At 37.3% G+C, this 23414-nt stretch carries 24 protein-coding genes and 1 riboswitch; of the genes, 3 read left to right on the top strand and 21 right to left on the bottom strand.

Annotated elements, in window-relative coordinates; genetic code table 11:
* Positions 1-250 precede the first annotated feature (250 nt).
* Together OC533_RS13210 and OC533_RS13205 are read right to left on the bottom strand one after the other, a co-directional pair.
* On the bottom strand, positions 251-1654 hold the full coding sequence (locus OC533_RS13210) for a RecQ family ATP-dependent DNA helicase (protein ID WP_194323678.1): 1404 nt from the start codon (positions 1652-1654) through the stop codon (positions 251-253).
* On the bottom strand, positions 1651-2658 hold the full coding sequence (locus OC533_RS13205; RefSeq protein WP_194323676.1) for a helix-turn-helix domain-containing protein: 1008 nt from the start codon (positions 2656-2658) through the stop codon (positions 1651-1653). The genes OC533_RS13210 and OC533_RS13205 overlap by 4 nt, the downstream gene beginning before the upstream one ends.
* 155 nt (positions 2659-2813) lie before the next feature.
* Between OC533_RS13205 and OC533_RS13200 the strand changes: the two genes are divergently transcribed.
* Positions 2814-3038 carry a ferredoxin gene (locus OC533_RS13200; RefSeq protein ID WP_003763144.1) on the top strand — a complete coding sequence of 75 codons (225 nt, stop codon included), beginning with the start codon at positions 2814-2816 and terminating at the stop codon, positions 3036-3038.
* Between the two features lie 41 nt (positions 3039-3079).
* Here OC533_RS13200 and OC533_RS13195 read toward each other — a convergent pair whose 3' ends face one another.
* The 15 genes from OC533_RS13195 to OC533_RS13125 all read right to left on the bottom strand — a co-directional run bounded on the left by OC533_RS13195 (position 3080) and on the right by OC533_RS13125 (position 17920).
* A complete protein-coding gene (locus OC533_RS13195; protein WP_010991730.1) occupies positions 3080-3691 on the bottom strand; it encodes an ECF transporter S component in 612 nt (203 codons plus the stop codon).
* Between the two features lie 189 nt (positions 3692-3880).
* Positions 3881-4003, bottom strand: a riboswitch (FMN riboswitch).
* 129 nt (positions 4004-4132) lie between these two features.
* On the bottom strand, positions 4133-4651 hold the full coding sequence (locus tag OC533_RS13190) for an acyl-CoA thioesterase (RefSeq protein ID WP_070753706.1): 519 nt from the start codon (positions 4649-4651) through the stop codon (positions 4133-4135).
* Positions 4652-4666: 15 nt separating this feature from the next.
* Positions 4667-6457, bottom strand: a complete 1791-nt coding sequence (locus OC533_RS13185; protein WP_194323674.1) for an ATP-binding protein — start codon at positions 6455-6457, stop codon at positions 4667-4669.
* A gap of 97 nt (positions 6458-6554) precedes the next feature.
* Positions 6555-7271 (bottom strand): response regulator transcription factor, encoded by a 717-nt coding sequence (locus tag OC533_RS13180; RefSeq protein WP_003767595.1) that lies wholly within the window; start codon positions 7269-7271, stop codon positions 6555-6557.
* A gap of 184 nt (positions 7272-7455) precedes the next feature.
* On the bottom strand, positions 7456-8190 hold the full coding sequence (locus OC533_RS13175) for a pseudouridine synthase (RefSeq protein ID WP_003763153.1): 735 nt from the start codon (positions 8188-8190) through the stop codon (positions 7456-7458).
* Positions 8191-8192: 2 nt separating this feature from the next.
* Positions 8193-8789: an SMC-Scp complex subunit ScpB gene (scpB, locus tag OC533_RS13170; protein ID WP_003763154.1), complete on the bottom strand. Its 597-nt coding sequence runs from the start codon at positions 8787-8789 to the stop codon at positions 8193-8195.
* A complete protein-coding gene (locus OC533_RS13165) occupies positions 8786-9535 on the bottom strand; it encodes a segregation/condensation protein A (protein WP_003767599.1) in 750 nt (249 codons plus the stop codon). The genes scpB and OC533_RS13165 overlap by 4 nt, the downstream gene beginning before the upstream one ends.
* 15 nt (positions 9536-9550) lie before the next feature.
* Entirely contained in the window at positions 9551-10861 is a 1311-nt protein-coding gene (lysA, locus tag OC533_RS13160; RefSeq protein ID WP_003763156.1) for a diaminopimelate decarboxylase, read from the bottom strand.
* 179 nt (positions 10862-11040) lie between these two features.
* Positions 11041-11859, bottom strand: a complete 819-nt coding sequence (locus OC533_RS13155) for a purine-nucleoside phosphorylase (RefSeq protein WP_003763157.1) — start codon at positions 11857-11859, stop codon at positions 11041-11043.
* Between the two features lie 18 nt (positions 11860-11877).
* Complete coding sequence (gene deoB, locus OC533_RS13150; RefSeq protein WP_185482245.1) at positions 11878-13062, bottom strand: phosphopentomutase; 1185 nt, start codon at positions 13060-13062, stop codon at positions 11878-11880.
* A gap of 28 nt (positions 13063-13090) precedes the next feature.
* On the bottom strand, positions 13091-13984 hold the full coding sequence (xerD, locus tag OC533_RS13145; protein WP_003763158.1) for a site-specific tyrosine recombinase XerD: 894 nt from the start codon (positions 13982-13984) through the stop codon (positions 13091-13093).
* Positions 13985-14129: 145 nt separating this feature from the next.
* The gene (gene fur / locus OC533_RS13140) at positions 14130-14588 is read right to left on the bottom strand and encodes a ferric iron uptake transcriptional regulator (RefSeq protein WP_010991735.1); all 459 of its coding nucleotides are present in this window, start codon (positions 14586-14588) and stop codon (positions 14130-14132) included.
* 241 nt (positions 14589-14829) lie between these two features.
* Positions 14830-15852, bottom strand: coding sequence for a FecCD family ABC transporter permease (locus OC533_RS13135; protein ID WP_003763165.1), 1023 nt, complete (start codon positions 15850-15852; stop codon positions 14830-14832).
* Positions 15852-16877, bottom strand: coding sequence for a FecCD family ABC transporter permease (locus OC533_RS13130; RefSeq protein ID WP_003767609.1), 1026 nt, complete (start codon positions 16875-16877; stop codon positions 15852-15854). The genes OC533_RS13135 and OC533_RS13130 overlap by 1 nt, the downstream gene beginning before the upstream one ends.
* 101 nt (positions 16878-16978) lie before the next feature.
* Positions 16979-17920 carry an iron-hydroxamate ABC transporter substrate-binding protein gene (locus tag OC533_RS13125; protein WP_010991737.1) on the bottom strand — a complete coding sequence of 314 codons (942 nt, stop codon included), beginning with the start codon at positions 17918-17920 and terminating at the stop codon, positions 16979-16981.
* A 165-nt stretch (positions 17921-18085) separates the two neighbouring features.
* Here OC533_RS13125 and OC533_RS13120 point away from each other — a divergent pair, with 165 nt between their 5' ends.
* Together OC533_RS13120 and OC533_RS13115 are read left to right on the top strand one after the other, a co-directional pair.
* On the top strand, positions 18086-18910 hold the full coding sequence (locus tag OC533_RS13120; RefSeq protein ID WP_010991738.1) for an ABC transporter ATP-binding protein: 825 nt from the start codon (positions 18086-18088) through the stop codon (positions 18908-18910).
* A complete protein-coding gene (locus OC533_RS13115; protein ID WP_003769486.1) occupies positions 18900-19898 on the top strand; it encodes an NAD(P)/FAD-dependent oxidoreductase in 999 nt (332 codons plus the stop codon). Before OC533_RS13120 ends, OC533_RS13115 begins: the two co-directional genes overlap by 11 nt.
* Positions 19899-19913: 15 nt before the next feature.
* Here the strand turns inward: OC533_RS13115 and timR are convergent, their stop codons facing one another.
* The 4 genes from timR to OC533_RS13095 form a co-directional block, all read right to left on the bottom strand.
* Positions 19914-20534 (bottom strand): macrodiolide transporter TimAB transcriptional regulator TimA, encoded by a 621-nt coding sequence (gene timR, locus OC533_RS13110; protein WP_070753709.1) that lies wholly within the window; start codon positions 20532-20534, stop codon positions 19914-19916.
* Positions 20534-21349 (bottom strand): macrodiolide ABC transporter permease TimB, encoded by an 816-nt coding sequence (timB, locus tag OC533_RS13105; protein WP_194323664.1) that lies wholly within the window; start codon positions 21347-21349, stop codon positions 20534-20536. The genes timR and timB overlap by 1 nt, the downstream gene beginning before the upstream one ends.
* Positions 21346-22233 (bottom strand): macrodiolide ABC transporter ATP-binding protein TimA, encoded by an 888-nt coding sequence (timA, locus tag OC533_RS13100; RefSeq protein WP_003763173.1) that lies wholly within the window; start codon positions 22231-22233, stop codon positions 21346-21348. The genes timB and timA overlap by 4 nt, the downstream gene beginning before the upstream one ends.
* A gap of 577 nt (positions 22234-22810) precedes the next feature.
* On the bottom strand, positions 22811-23368 hold the full coding sequence (locus OC533_RS13095; RefSeq protein WP_194323662.1) for an NUDIX domain-containing protein: 558 nt from the start codon (positions 23366-23368) through the stop codon (positions 22811-22813).
* Between the last annotated feature and the right edge of the window lie 46 nt (positions 23369-23414).

The following is a 23414-nucleotide window of genomic DNA, read 5'->3' as shown; positions in this document are numbered from 1 at the left end:
AAGATGTTAATAAATGAAATACCTTTGAAATAATTATAACCATAAAAGCAATATACAACAACACTTAAACCGCTTTTTTAGAAGAAAAAAGCAATAATCATTATAATTTAGTACTTCTGGCATATAAGCTTTTTTTATTTCACACAGATTACTGAACAAAATAATAACAATTTTTCCGCCAATAAACAAGTCTTTTTTTTACAAAAAATGTGAAATAAGCTACTTTTTGTCAAAATTCGTAACTTAATATCTATTGAAGTAGATAAGATAAGTAATTTTCCCAAGTCAAAACTTCTTTGGCGCTTGTTTTTTCTTCTTTTTCAAAACTTATTGTAAAGGTACTATCTAAATCGCAGCAATTTTCTGGTGTTACTTCTAGCGGACTTTCTTCAAAATAACGCATAATATAGTTTCTACGGCACTCTTCTTCATGTAAGTATCCGATAAATTGTTGTAAATTAGCTCTTTTCCAGCTTTTGCGATATTCCATTTTGGTTGTTAATTCGGCTGTAGTTAAACCACTTTTTTGGTAATAATCAATAAAGCGTTGTTCTGCTTCTGGAAGAGTTTTAAGTTGTTCTTTCGATAGATGCATAAGATTAACATCTGGTATGTCTTGATCTGCTAACTGCATTTGGATAAATTCATCGCCACTAGCATACAGTAAAATTGCAATACTACCCTTTCCGTCACGACCAGCTCTGCCAATTTCCTGCAAATAAGCTTCTAAGTCTGCTGGCATGTGATAATGAATAACAAAACGAATATCTGACTTGTCTATTCCCATTCCAAAAGCACTTGTTGCACAAATAATATCTAACTGCCCATAAACAAATTGTTGCTGAATCACAATTCTATCTTCCGTTTCCATATCACCATGATAGTAGGCTACATTTAATCCTAATACTTCATTCAACTCTTGCGCAGTACTTTCAGCTAGTTTCTTACTAGAAAAATAAATAATTCCTGGCGTTTTTAGCTTGGAAACTAGTTCATATAGACGTTCTTTTTTAGAAAGTTGATTGGTAAATTTTTCCACTTGCAAATAAATATTAGGACGGTTAACGGAATAAATCACTTGTTCACAGTCGTTTAGACGCAATTGTTTTAATATATCGGCTCGGACTTTTTTAGTTGCGGTGGCTGTAAGTACCATTGACACTGGAAATTTAGCATCTTCAATAAACTGTCCCAACATCAAATAATCAGGTCGAAAGTCATGCCCCCACTGAGAGATACAATGTGCTTCATCTATAACAAATAAGCTAATCTTTTGTTGTAGAAGCGTATTTTTGACGAATTCATTGTTTAACATCTCTGGAGATAAAAAGATAAATTTATATAAATGAATATTTGCAAGGATTTGTTGTTTTTCTTCTTTATTTAAAAAACTATTAAGCGCCGCAACACGTTTTTCACCGTGAGCTCGCATTCTCTCCATCTGATCCTGCATAAGTGAGAGTAGTGGAGACACAATCAACACTAGTCCGTCCATTAGATGTCCCGCTAACTGATAACAAACGGTTTTCCCGGTGCCGGTTGGTAGCATTGCAAAACAGTTTTTCTTAGCTAATGCTTTTTCAATTACTTCTTTTTGTCCAGGACGAAATTCATCAAAACCAAGATAGGTCTTTAATTCTTGTTCTAAATTCATTGTTCGTCCTCCTTACTAACGACAGCTAAGCGAATTTGATAATAATCTAAATCTGGAAATGCAGCTTTTATGTCGCGAAGTAAATGCCAGTTTCTCGAATTAATTGTTTGGATTAATTCTTCCTCAGGTAAATAAGGAACTTTTGCTTCTTTCAAAGTAGCTCTAATTTCCACAAAATGGTCTTGTATCGTACTTGTTTTTAAATTTCGGATTCGTTCAATCATCTCCAAATCCATTCCTTTTGCCCATAGTGTATAAGTTTTTATAGCAGAAGACGTTAGGCTCATCAGCTCATTCGGTATTAAACTAGCTAAAAGTGGCCACTCCTCTTCGCTTTCTTTTATGGCAGCAATCAAGCGATGAAGTTCATGTAACACTTCAAAATAAACATCCCACTTCTCTAGTTGATATTTAGTAGCAATTTGTTCTGTTGTATAGCCCATTAGTTTCCCGCCAGAAAATCGTTCCACTAAAAATTCTGGTCTACTTACAGCCAAGCTATTAAACCACTTGATGAGTTCAATATATAATCTGTCAGCAAGATCCTCTTGTTGCTGGTTTTGTAGCCAAATTTTGATAAATTGCTGTACTTTCTTATCGCGGATAACTGGTAAATAATATTTCTCAGCATGGTGTTTATTACTAACAACTTGAACTGCAAGGCGTAAATGGGCGAAAAAGGCAAAAACTTGTTGTTGAAAAGCAAATCCATGAAAAGAAGGATAGCTCATTTCAAACGAAACATTCGGCTTCTGTTCCACTGTATAGCCATTTTCAGTAACAGTAATTATACCTTGTCGCATTAATTCTTTAAGTCTTGTTTCTAAATAATTTAATTTCAAATTTGGTACTAGTCCAAATAAATGCTGCATTTGAAAAAGATGAGCATCCTGAACAGCTTGACCAGTTCTTCTACCAGCCAAAATAGTATGTAAAAATGGCGATTTTCTAGGAGTAATACTCTTTTCTAAAATTGTTGCAATATAATTATCTAGCTTATCCAAGACGTTCTCACCACCTTTTTTTCTAACATCAATCATACCACAGAAACACTTGTTCTACATTACTTTTCCCGAAAAAAACTTTATCAAAATATGTTACAATAGAAAAAGAAAAAATCTTGCTTCAAACTGTTATTTTAGAAAGGAAGCGTAGAAAATTGAAGTATTGTCTCGTTGAAAAAGACACTTGTATTGCTTGTGGTGCTTGTTCTATTCACGCTCCAGATGTTTTTGATTATGATACAGAAGGTCTTGCCTATAATTTATTAGATAATAATACTGGAACAAAAGAAATCCCAGAAGACTTAGAAGAAATGGTTATTGACGCTGAATTTGCTTGTCCTTCCCTTTCGATTAAGGTTTCTGATTCTCCGTTCCATTAAAAAATCCGTGAGTCGCAGTGGACTCACGGATTTTATTTATGTTAATGACTTGTTTCCTGCTGTCTTTTTTCAAATTTACGACGTTCTTTTACAGTTTGGTTTTTAGCAATCCATTTTTTAAGTCTAGAGTACAGTATCAAGAATACAGCACTAACGATGACTCCTTTTAATAAGCTAAAGGGTATAATCGTATATGTGACTAACCAAGCAACATCTGTATCCGCCGGAAGTCCACCAAGTTTAATGTAAAATGGTAATAATACAAAATAATTAAATATCACCATTGCGCCTGTCATTACTAACGTTCCAACTGCTGTTGAAAGCACCATTCCTTTTGTTGAGCGGAACCAGTGAAATAAATAATAAATCGGTAATACATAAAAAATACCATTAATAAAATTGGCTAATTCTCCAACCGGAACCCCGACTGGACTACCTGACACAATGTAAAGCAGGACATTTTTGATTAGTTCTACTAAAATCACTGCGAGTGGTCCGAATAATAAGCCACCAATCAAAGCTGGAATATCACTAAAATCGAGCTTTAAAAATGGCGCACTCGGTAGCAGCGGAAATTGTAGCATCATTAAAATAAATGCTAAAGTACCAAGAACCGCCACACTTACAAAAACCTTCATTGAATAATTCTTCATTGTCATTTCTCCCTTGATGTTCACCAAGAAGCGAGTGACATCACTAAACGAATGCAACCCAAGCAAATAAAAAACCTCAACTAAAAAAAGTCGAGGGAGAGTTTGTGATTAATTAAACAAGCACTGAATACTCAAATAAGCATCACAGCTTGCTAACACATGCTCGTGAAGACAAACGAAAAGGTCTGCCAACATCTTCTCCCATCCAGACTATACTGTCGGTCCTGGAATTACACCAGAGTCAACTGCTAAGAAAGCAGATCGTGGACTTTAACCACCGGTCGGGAATTGCACCCTGCCCCGAAGATGAACGAATATTTTATTACAATTTTCATTTTACCATGAAAATATTTTTTCGCAAGTCCTTTTGTATATTTTTTCACGTAAGCGCTTTCTTGGTTGCAAAAATAAAAACCAGATGATTATCTGGTTTTTATCTATTTACCATGGAATATTCGTAGACAATGATTCCGCTAATGATTGATTTTCTTTTAAACGAATTTTACGCGCAATGCTTCTCGCTTCTGCTCCAGCGTGGATTCTTTTTTGTTCTTCTGTTTCTGGTTTAACAAGAGGTACTTCCACTGTTTTACCATCTTTATCTAGCGCAACAAAAGTTAGAAAAGAAGTGGCTGCTAAATAGCGTTCCCCTGTTTTTAAGTTTTCCGCAATGATTTTAACAAAAATTTCCATGGAGCTTCTACCTGTTGAGGCAACATAGGACTCTAGGCAAACAGAATGGTCGTTTTTAATTGGCTTTAAAAAGTCCACCGAGTCAGTCGAAGCTGTTACGATTTCTGTGCGACAATGACGAGATGCACTGATAGAAGCAGTATCGTCAATATACGTCATTAATCTTCCACCAAAGAGTGTATTATGATTATTTGTATCGGATGGAAACACCCGACTAGTTTTAATTACTAAAGATTCTTTACAAAATTTCGTTTGTCTATTTTCCATGATTTTCGCTCCAATCTATTTATACAAAGGCAAGGTAATGATAAAGTCTGATCCTTTACCTAGCACACTTTCTACTGAAATTTTTCCGTTATGAGCTTCTACGATGTTTTTTACAATTGCAAGGCCAATCCCTGTCCCCACAGCTTTTCCGCGTTTTCTAGCCTTATCTACTTTATAAAAACGCTCGAATAGGTATGGAATGTCTTCTTCAGCAATACCACTACCATTATCGGATACTGTAATTACAAGATTATTTCTTGTTTCATCAATTGTTTGTTTTAAAATAACTTTTCCAGCGTAGCCCTCTTTCCCGGTGTGGCGGATAGCATTCATGATTAAATTAATTAACACTTGCTCCATCCGGTCGGGGTCATAGGAATACTCTAAATCTGGTGTTTCAAGTTCTAAGCCAAGTTCTACAAAGTTTTCTTTCGCAAGAACATCAAAATTAGCGATTACTTTTCGTAGTAATGGAGCTAGAGGTAATTTTTGATTGTCCATTTGATTAAAACCGGCTTCCATTCTTGCAAGGTCGAGCATATCATTAACTAATCGACCAATGCGAAGGGATTCGTCATAAATAATTTGTGCAAATTCCCGCACTTCTTCATCCGACTGAGCAACTCCATCAATAATCGCTTCACTGTAACCTTGAAGCATAGAAATAGGCGTTCTAAGCTCATGCGACACATTGTTAACAAAATCGCTCTTCATTTTCTCAAGCTGTTTCTCTTCTGTCATATCACGAATAACTGCAACAATACTTCGAACATGCTCACCTGTATATAATAATGTCAAAATTGCTACATACGTCCGGTCAGAAAAAGTTATTTCGCCCACTTGCGATTCTTTTTTGTCTAAAGTATCATTCAATAAATCATTTAAAGCTGTTGGTATCAGTACTTTTTCCGTATTCTCAGGTGAGAAAAACCAATTATGTAAAAATTCTTCTGCAGGTGGATTACTTAAAATAATCGTTTTATCTACACTGAATTTAATTACCCCATCTGCCATTCCTACTAAAATATTAGATAATTGCTCTTTTTCTTGGCGAAGGGCACTAATGTTATATTTTAATTGTTTAGCCATATCATTAAACGCGACCCCGAGTTCACCGATTTCATCATGCGTGTAAGTCGGAACACGATTATCAAAATTTCCTTTTGAAACAGCTATGGCGATTTTTTTCATTTCACGAAGAGGAAAAGCCATTCTAGATGAGAAGACAAAAGATAAAATCGAAGTAATAACAATAGCTATGATACCTGAAACAATAAGTGTTCTCATCGTTTTTTGATTCACTTTTAAAATATCATGATACGATTGGTAAACATAAACAACACCGGATTCTCCGTTACTTAAAACAAACTTCTGTGCAGAAATTTCGACAGGTAAGGAGCTATCTTCTGTTTTGAAATTATACTTCATTGTAATGCTGTTATCTTTTTCTAAAGCTTTATCTAAAACTTTATCATGAATGAGTTTGTTTGCAGATGCGCTAGAAACCGTGTCAGGAGATTGAGATTGATAAATATTCTTTCCGTTTTCTTCAATAATGACGCCCATTGTATTATCAAGTAATGTCAGTGCGGAATCATTATCATTTTCGTTGGAGATAACTTCATCGTTTTCTTTCATAATGGTGATAATACTTGATGTCGTCTCTTCTAACTCTTTTGTAATATGAGCCATATTATTTTTTTCATAAATCATCGCCACTAAGAATCCCGATATAACTAAAATCCCAATCAATAATAAAATGATTGTACTCCATATTTTGCCAACGATACTATTCCAAATCCTCATCTATCTCACCTCACTTCACAAAAAAATAACGAACAAAGCACGTGCGGCATAACACTTGCCGATTAAACGTCTTTGCCCGCTATCTTAATACTCGTCATTAATCTTCTGGAACTTCGAATTTATAGCCAAGGCCCCATACTGTAACAATCATTCTAGCAGCGTCTTCAGATACATCATGTAGTTTTTCACGAAGGCGTTTTACGTGCGTATCAATTGTACGCAAATCACCAAAGAATTCATAACGCCACACTTCTTTTAAAAGTGATTCACGGTCGAAAACTTTATCTGGAGATTTAGCTAAATAATAAAGTAAATCATATTCTTTCGGTGTTAGGCCAATTTCTTTTCCATCTACAATAACACGATGAGCTTCATTATCAATTTTCAAATGTGGGAATGTAATAATGTCTCCTGGTGTACCTCCAGCAGCTTCTTCAGATGATTGTTTTGCACGACGAAGAACAGCTTTAACGCGTAGCACTACTTCCCGAGGGCTGAACGGTTTAACGATGTAATCATCTGCTCCCACTTCAAAGCCTTGCACACGGTTAGCTTCTTCTCCTTTTGCAGTCAACATAACAACTGGTGTAGATTTATATTCCCTTAATTCACGACAAACTTCGATACCATCTTTACCTGGCATCATTAAATCAAGCAGGATCACTTCATAATTGTTGTTCAGTGCCATGTTTAATGCTTGATCACCATCACTAGCTTCTTCAATACGATAGTTTTCTCTTTCAAGATACATCTTAAGAAGGCGGCGTATCCGGTCCTCATCATCCACAACAAGCACTCTAACTTGTTCACTCATAAGTACTCATCCCCTAACTCTCATTTACATAAAAACGCATCATTTAAATTCAAATAATTAAATGGAATTTCTCGTACCCACATACGGAAAACCATACAATTGCCTATACCAAATTTACTACGATTTAAATTATACATGTTTTTCACAAAACACGCTATCAGAAAGTATATTTTATGTCGAAATGTCACTTTTTATTCTTGCCAAATCTCGCTTCTGTTTTTAATTGTTTTACTTCATGATGTGATAATTCTCTTCTTTCACCCGCATTTAAACCACGTAAATTCAAGAAAGAATATTCTTCGCGCGCTAGTTTTTGTACTTCAAAACCGACTGCTTCGAACATTTTACGAACTTGGCGGTTTCGTCCTTCATGGATAGTGATTTCAACTATCGCTTTGTCTTTTGCTTTATCAGAAGAACGTACTTTTACTTTTGCTGGAGCGGTTTTACGACCATCGATAACAACTCCGCGCTCTAACTCACGAATAACTTCTCGTTCTGGAATTCCTTTAATCCGAGCAATATAAGTTTTGGACACTTCATTTTTAGGATGCATTAGCAAGTTCGCAAAGTCACCGTCATTTGTCATTAATAATAAGCCAGATGTATCATAATCAAGTCTTCCAACTGGATAAAGTCGTTCTGGAATATCTGTAAAATAATCCGCTACCGTCGTGCGTCCCTTGTCATCTGTTACAGCTGACACCGTTCCTCTTGGTTTATAAAAAAGGAAATAGCGGTGTTCTTCTTTTGTAAGTTGGATTCCCTCAACTTCAATTCGTTCGGTTCCTGAAACCTTGACACCAAGTTCTGTAACTACTTTCCCATTTACTGTTACTTTACCTTCTTGAATAAGTTTCTCTGCTTTTCTTCTAGAAGTTACTCCCGCATTCGCAATCACTTTTTGTAAACGTTCCATTCTTATTCCTCCTCCTGTTCTTTACTTTGGTTAAACCGGTCAAAAAACAGGTCCATTTCGCTTTGATCTGGGTCTTCTGCTTCTGGGTCAGCAAGCTTCGGCAAATCGTCTAAAGAATTCAGCCCGAATGCATCCAAAAACTCACTTGTAGTCACGTATAGTTTTGCGCGTCCTGCCCCGTCCACGCGACCTTTATCAGTAACTAATCCTTTTGCAACAAGCGTTCTAATCGGTCCATCTGTTTGCACACCGCGAACTTCATCTACTTCCATTCGGGTCACAGGCTGGCGATACGCAATGATTGCCAACGTTTCTAAGGATGCTTGTGATAAAACTGTATTGCTCGGAACTTCCACTAATTTCCGTAAAAATTCCGCATGTGCTTTTTTCGTAGCTAATTGGAAAGTTCCAGCAAGCTCTAGTAAAATCAGCCCTCTGTCCGCATTTCCATTATATCGTTCACTTAAAAGCTCTAATAAATTGAGTGCTTCAATATGCGTGATTTCCATGACTTCCGTTAATTGTTCTGTTGAAAGACCTGCATCCCCCGCTGCAAAAAGCAAGCTCTCTAATACGCCTAATTGTTCTTCTCTGTTCACGATAGTTCTTCCCCTTTACCTTGCACATATAAATCTGCAAAACTTGCTGATTGCTCTACTTCGACTAATTTTCGTTTCATTAACTCCAGCAGAGCTAAAAAAGTCACGACAAGTTGTTCTTTTGTCTGTTCTTCAAATAGTTCATCGAAACGTAAACGGTGATTTGTTTGTTGATGTAGTTTTCCGAGTACGGAATTCATTCTATCATCAATCGAAATTTCTTGGGTTGTAATTCTTGTGTGCAGTGGTTTATTTAATTTCTTGCGTCGTAGCATCTTGTTAAAAGCACTTAACATATCATTTAACGATACATCGAGTTCCGCCACTTTGGTTCCGTCGTCATACTCGGCCAAATCCATTGGTGGTTTACTAAAATAAAAGCTACGTTCGGCTTCTTTTTCTTTCAGTTCTTTTGCGGCTTCTTTAAATCGTTTGTATTCCATTAGTTTTTCAACTAAAGCGTCACGTGGATCTTCTTCCTCTTCTAGTGTATCATAATCGATTTCTAGTTCTTGTTTTGGAAGAAGCATTTTACTTTTAATTGCTAGCAAAGTAGCGGCCATTACTAAATATTCGCTTGCAACATCTAATTCCATTTCTTGCATTGTATGAACAAATTCCATATATTGATCCGTGATTTCAGCCATTGGAATATCATAAATATCGACTTCTAGTTGACCAATTAAATGAAGTAATAAGTCAAGCGGACCTTCAAAAGCTTCTACTTTAAAATTCATTTCTACCATGTTTGTCCCGCCCTACTATAATGAAAGATCATTTTGTACTAAATTTTCATAAGTTTCGCGGGCAACGATTAATTTATCCATTCCGTTTTCCACAAAAACTACTGGTGGTCGTGGAATTCGGTTATAATTACTTGCCATCGCATAACCGTAAGCCCCGGTACAAAATACTGCTAAAATTTCGCCAGCATCTGATTTTGGTAACGGTAAATCCCAAATTAACATATCACCAGACTCACAACATTTTCCTGCAATAGCTACCGTTTCTTCGGCAACTTTTTCTGGATTTGCTGCAAGAACAGCATCGTAGTGCGCATCGTATAATGCTGGGCGAATATTATCCGACATACCGCCGTCTACTGCAATATAATTCCGAATACCCGGAACTTCTTTACGAGAGCCAACTTTATAAAGAGTTGTTCCAGCTTCACCAACGAGCGAACGACCCGGTTCAATCCAAATTTCAGGAATAGCAATATCATTACTATTAGCAACATCACGCACTTCATCCATGATTTGACGCACATATTCACTTGGTTCAAGTGGCTCATCTTCAGCAGTATAACGCACACCAAAACCACCGCCAAGATTAAGAACTTTGGAATCAAAACCGAGTGTTCCGTGCCATTCTACTAATTTATCCATAATTCGACGAGCTGCGAGTTTAAAACCTGTTGTTTCAAAAATTTGCGATCCAATATGACAATGAAGCCCAATTAAGTCAAATGAAGCACTTGCATGAAGCACTTGCTTAATTGCTTTTTCAGCCTGCCCGTTTGTAAGACCAAATCCAAATTTCGAATCATCTTGTCCAGTTAAAATATAATCATGTGTATGAGCTTCAATCCCTGGAGTCACGCGAATTAAAACAGCGGCTTTTTCATTTCGTTCTATTAATATATCTTCTAATAAACTAATTTCATAATAATTATCAATAACAAAGCAACCAATCCCATAATCAAGCGCCATATGTATTTCTTCAGCACTTTTGTTATTTCCGTGAAAGTGAATTCTTTCAGGAGGGAAATTCGCTTTAATGGCTGTATAGAGTTCGCCGCCCGATACAACATCAAGAGACAAGCCTTCTTCCGCCATTAATTGGTAAATTGCTACAGCAGAAAACGCTTTACTCGCATAAGCTACTTGGGCTTTTACACCCAACTCTTCAAAGGTTTTCTTAAATCCTCTTGCTCGGTCACGGATTAGCGCTACATCATAAACGTACAGCGGCGTACCATATTTTTCAGTAAGCTTTAAAGTGTCCACCCCTCCAATTTCGAGATGTCCTTCTGCATTTACATTCATTGTTCCAAGCCGTTCAAACGTCACGCCAATCCCACCTTTACATTATAGATTTTTAAAAGTTCTTTTATATAGTAGCATACTAAGAAGCCGAGCGACAATAACTATCTGAAAATATTATCAAATACATAAAAAACTCAGCCCATATTCATTATTTCTCGCTTCAGAAAATAACGAATTTGGGCTGAGATTAGCTACCAATTATTTTAAGAAATTTTAGCAACAATTGCTTTTACATATTGTAAAAACGTGCTACGAACTTGGTCAGTTGTTTCAATTACTTCTGTATGAGAAAGTGGTTGGTCGAGAATCCCCGCCGCCATATTCGTAATACAAGAAATACCAAGCACTCGTAATCCAGCGTGGTTAGCAACGATTACTTCTGGCACTGTCGACATTCCAACAGCATCTGCTCCAAGTGTTCTCATCATTTGAATTTCAGCAGGTGTTTCGTATGTTGGACCGCTAAATCCAGCATATACACCTTCACGAATCGTTAAATTAAGTTCTTGTGCAATTAATCTAGCATCGACACGTAACGCCAAGTTATAAGCTTCAGACATATCTGGGAAACGAGGGCCAAAATGTTCGTCATTTGGTCCAATAAGTGGGTTAGTTCCAGTAAAGTTAATATGGTCAGAAATTAACATCAAGTCTCCAGCAGAATACAGTTCATTCACGCCACCAGCAGCATTAGTAACGATAAGTAATTCAACACCTAATTCTTTCATTACACGAACCGGGAAAGTAACATCTTGCATGGAATATCCTTCATAAAAATGGAAACGACCTTGCATCGCTACTACTTCTTTTCCTTCTAATTCACCAAAAACGAATTGCCCTGCATGACCTTCAACTGTAGAAACAGGAAAGTGTGGAATCTCGCTGTATGATAGTTTTGTTGGATTGTTTACTTCATCTGCTAATACACCTAGACCCGATCCAAGAATTAAACCAACCGTTGGCGCCCCAGTGTAATTTTCTCTAATTTTCGCAACAGCTTCATTTACTTTTTCTAAACTCATTGTTGTTCCTCCTCTTTCCTATTTCAAATCTTTTAAGAAGCTTTTTCCGTATTCAGGCATTTTTACATCAAAATTGTCCGCTACTGTTGCACCAAGATCAGCAAAAGTTTGGCGTAATTCTAATTCAGAACCGCCGTTTTTAAAGCGCGGAGAGTATACAAGTAAAGGTACAAATTCACGAGTGTGGTCTGTTCCAGAGTATGTTGGGTCATTTCCGTGATCTGCTGTAATAATTAAAAGATCATCATCTGTTAATTTCTCCATCACTTCTACTAAGCGACCATCAAAATCGACAAGTGCATCCGCATAACCTTGAGGATCACGACGGTGACCGAACAGTGCATCAAAGTCAACTAAATTAAGGAAACTCATACCATTAAAATCTTTATCTAACACATCGATAAATTGGTCCATTCCATCCATGTTTGATTTTGTACGGATAGATTCAGTTACACCTTCTCCGTCAAAAATGTCCGAAATTTTACCAATCGCAATGACATCTTTCCCACCATCTTTTAAAGCATCCATTACTGTTGGTTTAAAAGGTTTTAGGGCATAATCGTGACGGTTTGGAGTTCTGACAAACGCGCCAGGTTCACCAACAAATGGACGAGCAATAATGCGACCAAGCATATACGGATCGTCTAATGTAATTTCACGACAGAATTCACAGATTTCATATAGCTCTTCTAAAGGAACAACATCTTCATGCGCAGCGATTTGTAATACAGAGTCAGCAGAAGTGTACACAATTAGCGCACCTGTTTTCACATGTTCTTCCCCAAGTTCCGCCATAATTTCTGTACCACTAGCAGGCTTGTTGCCGATTACTTTACGGCCAGTTTTTGCTTCAATTTGGTTGATTAAATCGTCTGGAAATCCATCAGGAAATACGCGGAAAGGCGTATCAATATAAAGTCCCATAATTTCCCAGTGACCTGTCATTGTATCTTTTCCATTAGAAGCCTCTTGCATTTTTGTATAATAAGCAAGTGGTTTTTCAGCTTTTTCAATTCCTTCGATTTCACGGATATTGGATAATCCTAATTTGCCCATTTCAGGCATTTTTAAGCCGCCAACGTGTTTTGCAATATGACCAAATGTATCCACATCGAAATCACCAAATTTAGCAGCATCTGGTGCTTCCCCAATACCAACTGAATCCATTACAATAACATGTACTCGTTTAAATTTATCTGGCATATTTACTCATCCTTTTCAACTTTATTTTTTAAGCGCGCGGGTGAAATTGTTTGTAAACATCTTTAAGCCGCAGTTTTGTTACATGGGTATAAATTTGTGTGGTGGAGATGTCGGCGTGGCCAAGAAGCTCTTGCACCGACCTTAAATCAGCCCCGTTTTCAAGTAAATGAGTAGCAAATGAATGACGCAATGTATGCGGTGTAATCGGCTTTTCGATGCCCGACTCCTTCGCGATTCCTTTTAAAATTTTCCAGAATCCTTGTCTTGTCAGTCCTTGCCCGTGGTGATTTAAGAACACAAAATCATTCCGGTATTTCGGTCTTCTAAGTTTAGGTCTTGCTTCTTCTAAATATTGTTCCAACACAGTGGTTGCTGTTTTTCCAAGCGGGATAATTCGTTCTTTATCACCTTTACCAATCGTTTGAATAAAGCCCATTTGAAGATGTAAATCATCCATTTTAAGCTTTACAAGTTCGGTTACACGAAGCCCCGTCGCGTATAAAATTTCTAGCATCGCTTGGTCTCTGAGTCCGAGCGGAGTGCTAGTATCTGATGAACTAAGTAATTTTTCTACATCATCTAAGTTTAAAACTTTTGGTAGGCTTTGCGCTTGTTTTGGCGTTTCAATTTGAATCATTGGATCGTGCGACATTTTTCCATCATGCATTAAATAATGAAAAAAAGATCGCAGCGAAGCAATATATCGTGCTACGCTTCTTGGTGATTTTCCTTCTTTTCTAGCAAATGCCATGAATCCAACTATATCGTTTCGTTCGAGTGTATCCGGGTCCGTTAAAGTTCTAGAGGTATCCATGTATGAAACAAAATAGTGTAAATCTCGTTCGTAAGCTTTTATTGTATTCGCGGATAAGCCTTTCTCTACAATTAAAAAGTGTAAAAAATCATCAATCAAATCATTCATAAGCATTTCCTCCACAAATCCTATTCTACCATGTTCCTTCCTCAGTGAAAACGTTTAAGCGATGAAAAAAACTTATAATACTTTTCGCACAATTCAGTCCATCTTTTTTGCCAATAAAAAAAGTTTGAGATATATAATCCCAAACTCAACTATTATTTTTTTTAGATTTTTGTCTGCAATCTGCGCAAATCCCTTGGAAAGTTAAACGATGATCTTTTACAAGGAAATTCCATTTTGATTCCACGATTTTTTCCACATCTTCTAGTAAATCTTCTTGAATTTCTTCCACAGATCCACATTCCAAACAAACAAGATGATGATGGAAATGTTTGGCGCCTTCTTGTCTCAAGTCATAACGAGATACACCGTCACCAAAATTAATTTTATCTACCACGCGTAGTTCTGTTAAAAGCTCCAATGTTCTGTAAACTGTTGCTAGGCCAGTGTCAGGCGCAATATCTTTCACACGCAAGAAAACTTCCTCAGCACTTAAATGATCTTTTTCATTTTCCAGTAAAACGCGAACAGTAGCTTCTCGCTGTGGGGTTAATTTATAACTAGCATCATGAAGTTGTGCTTTAATGCGTCCAATACGACCTTCCATTATGGTTCCTCCCTTAGTTGCGATAACAAGTTGTCGTTCTAAATTATCATCATTATCATTTAACAATAAATACAGTTTATAATAATTATAATTAAAATGCAAGTTCAAAATCCACTTATCACTTTAAAAATGGCACCTAGACAATTCCTATTTCTTATGTTTACTAAGATAGCACAAAAGCAATAGGCTGTCTACAATGATTATCAATTACTAGTTAATTTCTCGTTATTAATAATAATTATTATTTAGCTTTAGCAAGAAGAAACAAGAAGTACGGGGCTCCAATGATTGCGACAACAATTCCCGCAAAGATTTCGGAAGGTTGAATAATCAAGCGGCCAATCGTATCAGCGAGTAGTAACAATAGCCCCCCTGATAAAGCCGCCGTAACCATTACCCAACGATGCGCTGAGCCAACAAGTTTTCTAGCAATGTGAGGGCCTATTAAACCAATAAATGCAATCCCGCCGCTAACAGAGACACAAGCCGCTGCTAAACCAACCGCTACTATTAATAGAACAAATTTTTCGCGTTCCACTCGGACACCTAGCCCGGTTGCCACTTGATCGCCAAATGACAGTACATCGAGTGTTTTTACTTTCATAAAAGCAATCGCACCAAGCACAATCAACCACGGCAAAAGCGCATAAACATATTGCCAACTCGAAGCCCATATATTTCCAGCCATCCATTCAGCATAACGCTGGTAATTTTGCGGATCAAGTCGAACAGTCAAGAGCGTAATCAAAGCAGCAATCGCAGCTGCAACAGCAATCCCTGTAAGTAACAAACGATTAGGAAGTAACCCCTCACTCCTACTATAAGAAAGCCCATATACAACAAATGCCGTTAAAATAGCTCCGACAAATCCAATAAATGGCATAAATAAAACCGGTACATCCATCGTTGAGGGAAAGAAGGAAATATAAAGCATAACTGCCAAACCTGCTCCGTTGTTAATTCCAAGAATCCCCGGATCAGCCAGCCCATTTCCAGAAATACCTTGTAAAATCGTTCCCGAAACCGCAAGTCCTGCACCCACTAAAAGCGCAATAACAATACGTGGCAACCGAAATTCTGACACAATCAGTTGCGTTCCCGCATCCGCCATTCCAAAGAAAGACTTAATCACTTCTATAAAAGGTAATTTCGAATACCCAGCATTGACACTATATGTAAACGTACAAAATATAAGCACACTTAAAATAATTAAAGTCCAAATACGCCGTGATTTCTTTCGTTTTTCAGCAACAGTCATATACATTATAAGTTCCTCCTTTCTTTACGAGCTACATATAGGAAGAAAGGAACCCCAATTAATGCAAAAATAACACTAATCGGCGTTTCATATGGAGGATTAATTGTTCGGGCAACAATATCTGCTGCTAAAGTCAAAAACGCCCCAACTACAGCCGAACAAGGAATAATAAAGCGATAATCCACCCCGACTAAAAAACGTACCAAATGCGGCACAATCAATCCGATAAAGCCAACCGGACCAACAACTGAAACTGCAAGTCCTGCTAAAATTAAAACAACTACCATCGAAGCTATTTTAACAAAAGTCGTTTTTTCACCAAGACCAACTGCAATATCATCACCTAAACTTAAAATCGTAATTGATTTGCTTAATAAAATTGCCGCAATAAGCGCACCGAGTAACCACGGCCAAATTGCCGCAAGCTGACTCCATTTCACACCAGCGACGCCTCCCGCATACCAAAACGCCAAATCTTGACTCAGCTGAAAATAGATCGCAAGCCCTTCACTAAGCGCCGTAAGAAGCGAACTCACCGCTGCCCCCGCAAGTACTAATCGTGTAGGAGACATCGCACTTCCAGCAATGGAACTTACTCCAAAAACCAAGAACGCTCCAATCGCTGCACCAACAAAAGAAAATATAATTAGCGAGTTATAACTAAGCCATGGCATAAAAGCAAAACACACAGCTACCATAAACGTCGATCCAGCATTCAGTCCAAGCAAACCAGAATCAGCCAGTGGATTGCGCGTAATCCCTTGCATAATTGCTCCTGCCACCGCAAATGCTGCTCCAATCGCCATATCAGCTATCACACGAGGAACTCGCAAACTCCGAATAATCTGATGCTGAGTGTCCGAACTATTATAATGAAAAAGCGCGTCCCAAACCGTGCTCAAATTAATATTAGCCGCTCCTACTGCAATCCCGAATAACGCTAGAATAAGAAGCAACAAAATCCCACCCGAAAGTATGAATATAGCAACAGTCGGTCTTGTATTCATTTTTATCTGTTTTGACTTATCCATCTGTACATGTTCCTTCCATCTAAATTATCCGCTCATTTTTAGTGATAATAATTATCAATCGCAAAGAAAATTATATCAATATCATTCACTAAGCGCAATCTTTAGTTGGATTCAAGTAACTTCTCGACAACAATATCCAACTGCCCTTCTACTGCTAAAGGATCATAATAAAACATCGTGTCAAAATCCATTTGATAGACATTTCCCGCTTTAAATGTCGGTAAATTTTTCCAAATTGGTGAGTTGGTTAAATCTTTTAAAGTTTTCTCTCCGTCTTTAGCACTTCCAGAAGAAGTATTTGTCACAAACATTCTATCCGCTGCAAACTCAGGTAATACTTCTAATGAAATTTTTTGCCAGTCTTGTCCGTCCAATACATCCGTTTGAATTTTAGCTGGTGCTTTCAGTTGTAAGGCATTATAAATCGCTTGACCTCCGCGCCCCATATTTTGCCCCATTACATAAAAATCTTTATCTTGAACTTCATAAATGCCCACCGTTTCATTCGGCTTTAATTTTCCTGCTAATTTTTCTCTGCTTTCCTTCGCTTTTTGATGAAATTTATCTAGCCAAGCTTCTCCAGCTTTCTTTTCACCAACTAAATCTGCAATTTGGCGCACATCTTCTTCCACATTTTTAGAAGTCGCATACGGGATTAACACAGTTGGCGCAATTTTGGACATTTTTTCATATTCATCTTCTTTGGAAACAACAATTAAATCTGGTTTTAATTCTGCCACTTTTTCTGCTGAAACTGGATCACCAATATCTGTAATTCCTTCCACTTTTCCTTTCAAAAACGGATTTTCGATTTGTTTCGCTCTAGCCCCAACTGGCTTTATCCCAAGCAAAACAATATTTCCTAGATATTCCGATGCTACAATGCGTTTTGGATGTGCCGGAATTTCTACTTTCTTCCCATTTGCCATTGTATATGTACGCATTTCAACCTTGTCATTTCCTGCCGTTTTATCATCTCCACAAGCAGCCAAAACTACTGTAGTTAAAAGCATTAATACGAGTAAACTTAAACCTTTTTTCAAATGAACCCCTCCTGTAACTGATAACAATTCTCAGTTAGTATAGCAACTTTGTTCTTAAAGTGCAAATCCTCTCTGACAAAGTATCACTTGCATCTTTAACGTAAAAACTCTATACTTAACCATTGAGAATGATTATCACCTTAACTTTAAATTGGAGCGATGAAAATGAAAGACCTTCATACAGATAACTTACAAATTTCATACGACAAACGAATCATTGTTGATGGTTTAGATATAGCCATTCCTGCTAATAAAATAACTGCCTTAGTTGGGGCAAATGGTTCCGGGAAATCAACTATTTTAAAGACGATGTCCCGCTTGATGAAACCTAGCAAAGGTGCTGTTTATTTAGACGGCAAGAAAATTCATAATGAACCGACACGAGAAATTGCCAAACAATTAGCTATTTTACCACAAAATCCTTCAGCACCTGATGGTTTGACGGTGTTTGAATTAATTTCTTATGGCCGCTCTCCGCATCAAAGCAGTTTTAAATCAATTACCGCAAAAGATCGGGAAATTATTTTCTGGTCATTGCGTGTAACGAATTTAACTGAATTTGCGGACCGACCGATTGACAGTTTATCAGGCGGACAACGCCAACGTGCTTGGATAGCAATGTCGCTCGCGCAAGAAACAGACGTACTATTCCTCGATGAACCGACAACCTTTTTAGACATGACTCACCAACTAGACGTCCTTAACCTACTCAAACAATTAAATCAATCAGAAAACCGTACAATCGTGATGGTTGTTCATGATTTAAATCACGCATCTCGTTACGCTCATCATATGATTGCTATTAAAGAAGGAAAAGTAGTTGCAGAAGGTTCGCCAGTTAACGTAATGACTGAAGAAACGTTAGAAGACGTATTTAATATTAAAGCCGATATTTTAATTGACCCACGCAGCGGTGTTCCTCTTTGTCTCCCATACGAAACTTGCAACGGATGCGAAATTGTAAAGGAGCTTGATTCCATTGCCAAATGAAGTGTATGATGTAACGATTATTGGCGGCGGTCCAATTGGGCTATTTTCCGCATTTTATAGTGGTTTACGTTCCATGAAAACAAAAATTATTGATGCTGAACCAGATGTTGGTGGCAAAGTCCGCTACTTTTTCCCGGAAAAAATTATTCGTGATATTGGTGGAATTCCAGCTATTACTGGAGCTAATCTCGTTGCCAATTTAAAAGAGCAAGCAGAAACTTTTCACCCTACTATTGTATGTAATGAACGAGTAGTTGATGTAACTAAACTAACTGATGGCGTGTTTCAACTAACTTCACATAATGGGAGTATTCATTTTTCTAAAACGGTTGTTATCGCAACAGGAAGCGGCACTTTTGAAGTCAATAAATTAGAAGCGATGCATGTGGACGATTTCCCGCTAGCCATCAATTATGACGTTAAAAACCTTGAACAATTTCGCGACAAAATCGTTACGGTTTCTGGTGGCGGAAATTCCGCTATTGACTGGGCGCAAACACTTGAACCAATTGCAAAAAAAGTGCATTTAATATATCGTGGCGAAGATTTTAAAGCGCATGAAGAAAGTGTTCGTGAACTTAAAAATTCCCGCGTTGAAATTCATATCCATCATGAAATCAAGGAATTAATCGGAGCAAATAATCAACTAGCAAGTATAAACATTTGCTGTAACCAAACACAAGTTACTAAAACGATTGAAACAGAAGCACTTTTTATTAATCACGGTGTCAAAGTTGACCTTGGAACGATGGCTGAATGGGGCTTTGAACTAGCAGATTTCGGTATTGTTGTTGATGACGAAATGAAAACGACTGTACCAGGTATTTTTGCTTGTGGAGATAGCGCGACCTATTCACGAAAAATCCGCATTATCGCAGCTGGATTACATGAAGGTCCTATTGCGATTAATAGCGCCAAAAAATATTTAGAACCTACCGCAAGAGACGAAGCAATGATTAGTACCCATCACGAAAGCTTTATTGGTTAAAAAAAGGATTCGGGCTCACTCGCCCAAATCCTTTTTTTCTTCACATATACCAAATTCGACAATTCGCATCATTTCCGTAAAATCATTGGCAAGTGGAATAAAATCTTCCATCGTCGCATTCGGATGTCTTTGCAAAAACACCGTACTTTTCTCTGTAATATGCTGAAAAAGTGCTTCCATCACTTTTCGCGCCGCATCCATGTTCACATCTTTTTTTAACTGCATTTCGTTTAAAACTTGATTCATTTGCGCTTCAGACCGCTCAATTGCCTTATCGAAAAAGCCATCTAATTTACCTTTCAATTCTGGCGGTGGATTTCCGTAAGCTTGCATAATCAAACCAAAAATCGCAGGATATTTACGATTAAAATCCAGTTTCATTTTCGTTGACCAAATCGCCATCTCGACAAAATCACTCCATCGTTTCTCTTCCAAACTAACCTCATTCGTCGCAAAATCAACCGCGTAAGACACTGCCGCAATATAAAGTTTTTCTTTAGAGCCAAAATAATGAAAAATAAGCCCTTTGGAAACGCCCGCTTTTGCACAAATTTTATTAGTACTAGCTGCCTGATAGCCTTTTTCTGTAAATTCTTCCATCGCCGCTTCTAAAATTTTTAGTCGTTTTTCATCCATTATACTTTCAAATCCTTTTTCTTATAAAGAACAAAAGTAGCTGCTACCGCTACAATAATCACCGCGCAGGAAATTAGTGCATTCGTTCCAGTAATCCCTTTGTCCATAATTTCTGATGGAATCGCATAATTGATTGGCGAAAAGTATTTGAAAAAGTCAACATTATCATTTAATCCGGCCATTATACCTAAAATATAAGTTAAGAAAACAAGAGCAAGAGCGACGGGAGAAGCTTGTTTAGCGGAACGTAACACTGCTGACACCATAAAGCCCACACTCATAAATACAGCTGCAACAAGTAACTCACTCGAAAATACTCGAACAAGCTCCGTCACTAAATTCCCGCTATCTACCCCACTTGGTTTTAAAACAAGAACGAGCACAACAGAAGCCACAAACGTAATCAACCAAAAAGCCACGAAAGATAATAAATTCCCAACCATTTTCCAAAACACAAGACTAGCCCGAGTAATCGGCTGGGCATATAAAAATTCAATTGTGCCATCTGTTTCTTCTTTTATTAAAGCCTGTGCACCAATCAATGCTGCATATACGCATGCCGCAATAAAAATATACTGAAAAACATACGCAAAATAAGCATCAATATTCGTTAAATCCGCCATCGAATCCATATGCAAAATTTTCATCATATCTTGCGGAAGTGCATTCATCTTCGTATTCACTAAATCTTGCATACCGCTACTTTGCATACTAGGGAAGAAAGCCATAAACACACCTAAAATCACAATTACTACAACGGACCAAACAACAAGGCTTTTTATTCTTGTTTTCCATTCAATGTGTAAGATGTTCATTTGATTTCTCCCCCTTCATATAGTGTCATAAATTTATCTTCTAATTCCTGATTTGTAATCGTTAAATCCGTAATTTCTTTTTCCTGTAATAGTGGCAAAATTGTTTTAATATCATCGTCAAAAATAAGTCGTGCTTTACCTGTTTCATTTTCGATAATTCTTGCACCCGCATTCGTTAATTTTTCTAGGGGCAAATTCGTCCCTTTGAGCGCAATCACTTTGCCGGTCATTTGCTGATTGGCGATGTCTTCCACCGCGATAATGTTCCCGTTTCGAATAAAAGCCGCTCTCGTGCAGTATTCTTGAACCTCACGTAAATTATGACTTGAAAGGAAAATCGTCATCCCCTCTTTATTTCGCTCGGTCATTTCTTTAAATAAATAATGTTGCATCAAAGGATCAAGGCCGTTTGTTGGTTCATCCAAAATAAATAATTGCGGTTCAGTTATAAGTCCAGCCACAATCGCTACTTTCTTCTTATTTCCAAGCGACATTTCACCAAAGCGTTTTTTCGGATCAATCGAAAACATTTCATAATATCTATTCATTTTTTGTGTTGCATTTTTGATTTGATGGAATTTAGCAGCATAGTGGATAATATCATTTGCAGTCATTTGTGGATAATAGCGAACTTCACTAGGGACATATCCGACCATTTTCTTAATCTCTGCTGACTGTTTCACTACATCTTTTCCGAGAACCGTGGCACTTCCGCTGGTTGCATAAATAAAATTCAATAAGACTTTGATAGTTGTTGATTTCCCAGCTCCATTCGGACCGATAAAACCGTATAATTCGCCTTCATTTACCGACAAATTCACATTTTCAATTGCTCGTTTTTTATGGTAATTTTTTGTGAGCGACTCCACTTTAATTGCTTCCATGTTCTCTCCTCCACACTTAAATTGACCACTTGGTCAACTTGAGTATAACCACTTTTGACCAGGTAGTCAATCAAAAACTATAATCAATAATAGTATCCAAATTACTGTTTTTCATGCTATCTAAAGTCTTTAAATTCCCAATTTTAGCTTGATAATACTAATTTCAATAATCGCTTTATTACGGATAGAATAACTAGGTTCCAGGTGATATACTATAAGTACGTAAGCAAGTTTATGGTGGTGGCTAGCTCTTTCAACATGAAAGGGGGATGCCTATGGCTTTTTTGTTAGGAACTCCTGGAAAGGATAACCCATGACCGTTTATGAAGCACTCTCTTTTGCAGTCGCTTTTACAACTTTAATGTTGTTACTAAACAGTCAAAATAACACAAAAAAATAACCACTCATAAACTTTGGACGGTTTAGTGGTTATTTTTATAATCTATTAAGCTAGCTGCCACCTTAAATGGGGCTTACATTTGAGGGTCATGTTCTTGCATGGCTCTCTTTTCATGTTTATGATACCACATTTCCATTCTTTATGCCAAGTATTCCCAAAGAAGTTTTTTCATCCGATTTATTCGTTTTCTTCTATTAATAGTTGTAATTTCCAGTGCTGTATCGCGTACATTGTTTTTGCGTCATGAATGAATTGTTGTGCTATTAACTGTTCTGCTTCTTCCATCGTTACTTTGACTAAATTAATAAATTCATCTGCATCTTGCGCTAGAGGGTGTTCCATTTTCCGAAGATCCCGTGCTACATAAATATGTAAAAGTTCACTAGCAAACCCAGGTGATGTATAAAAAGAAGTGAGATACGTTAAATCATCTGACTGAAAACCAGTTTCTTCTTCTAGTTCCCGTTTTGCGGTCACGAGCGGATCTTCCCCCGGCTCCATTTTACCGGCTGGAATTTCGATAATGTTTTTTTCGAGTGGCTTTCGGAATTGCTCTACTAAGTACATTCTTCCATCTGCTGAAAAAGGTATAATTGCCACAGCTCCAGGATGCTTGACAATTTCGCGCTTGCTCCTTTCCCCATTTGGCAACTCTACATCATCTACTTGCAATTCAATAACATTTCCACTAAAAATCTTTTCTGTATGAAGTGTTTTTTCCTCTAGTGAGTCCATTTCTGCCACCTACTTCTCGTTTTTTTTCATTATAACATAACTAAGT

Source organism: Listeria sp. Marseille-Q6474 (assembly GCF_946902005.1).
Lineage (GTDB): Bacteria > Bacillota > Bacilli > Lactobacillales > Listeriaceae > Listeria > Listeria innocua.
This window is presented reverse-complemented; position numbering and strand designations above follow the sequence as displayed.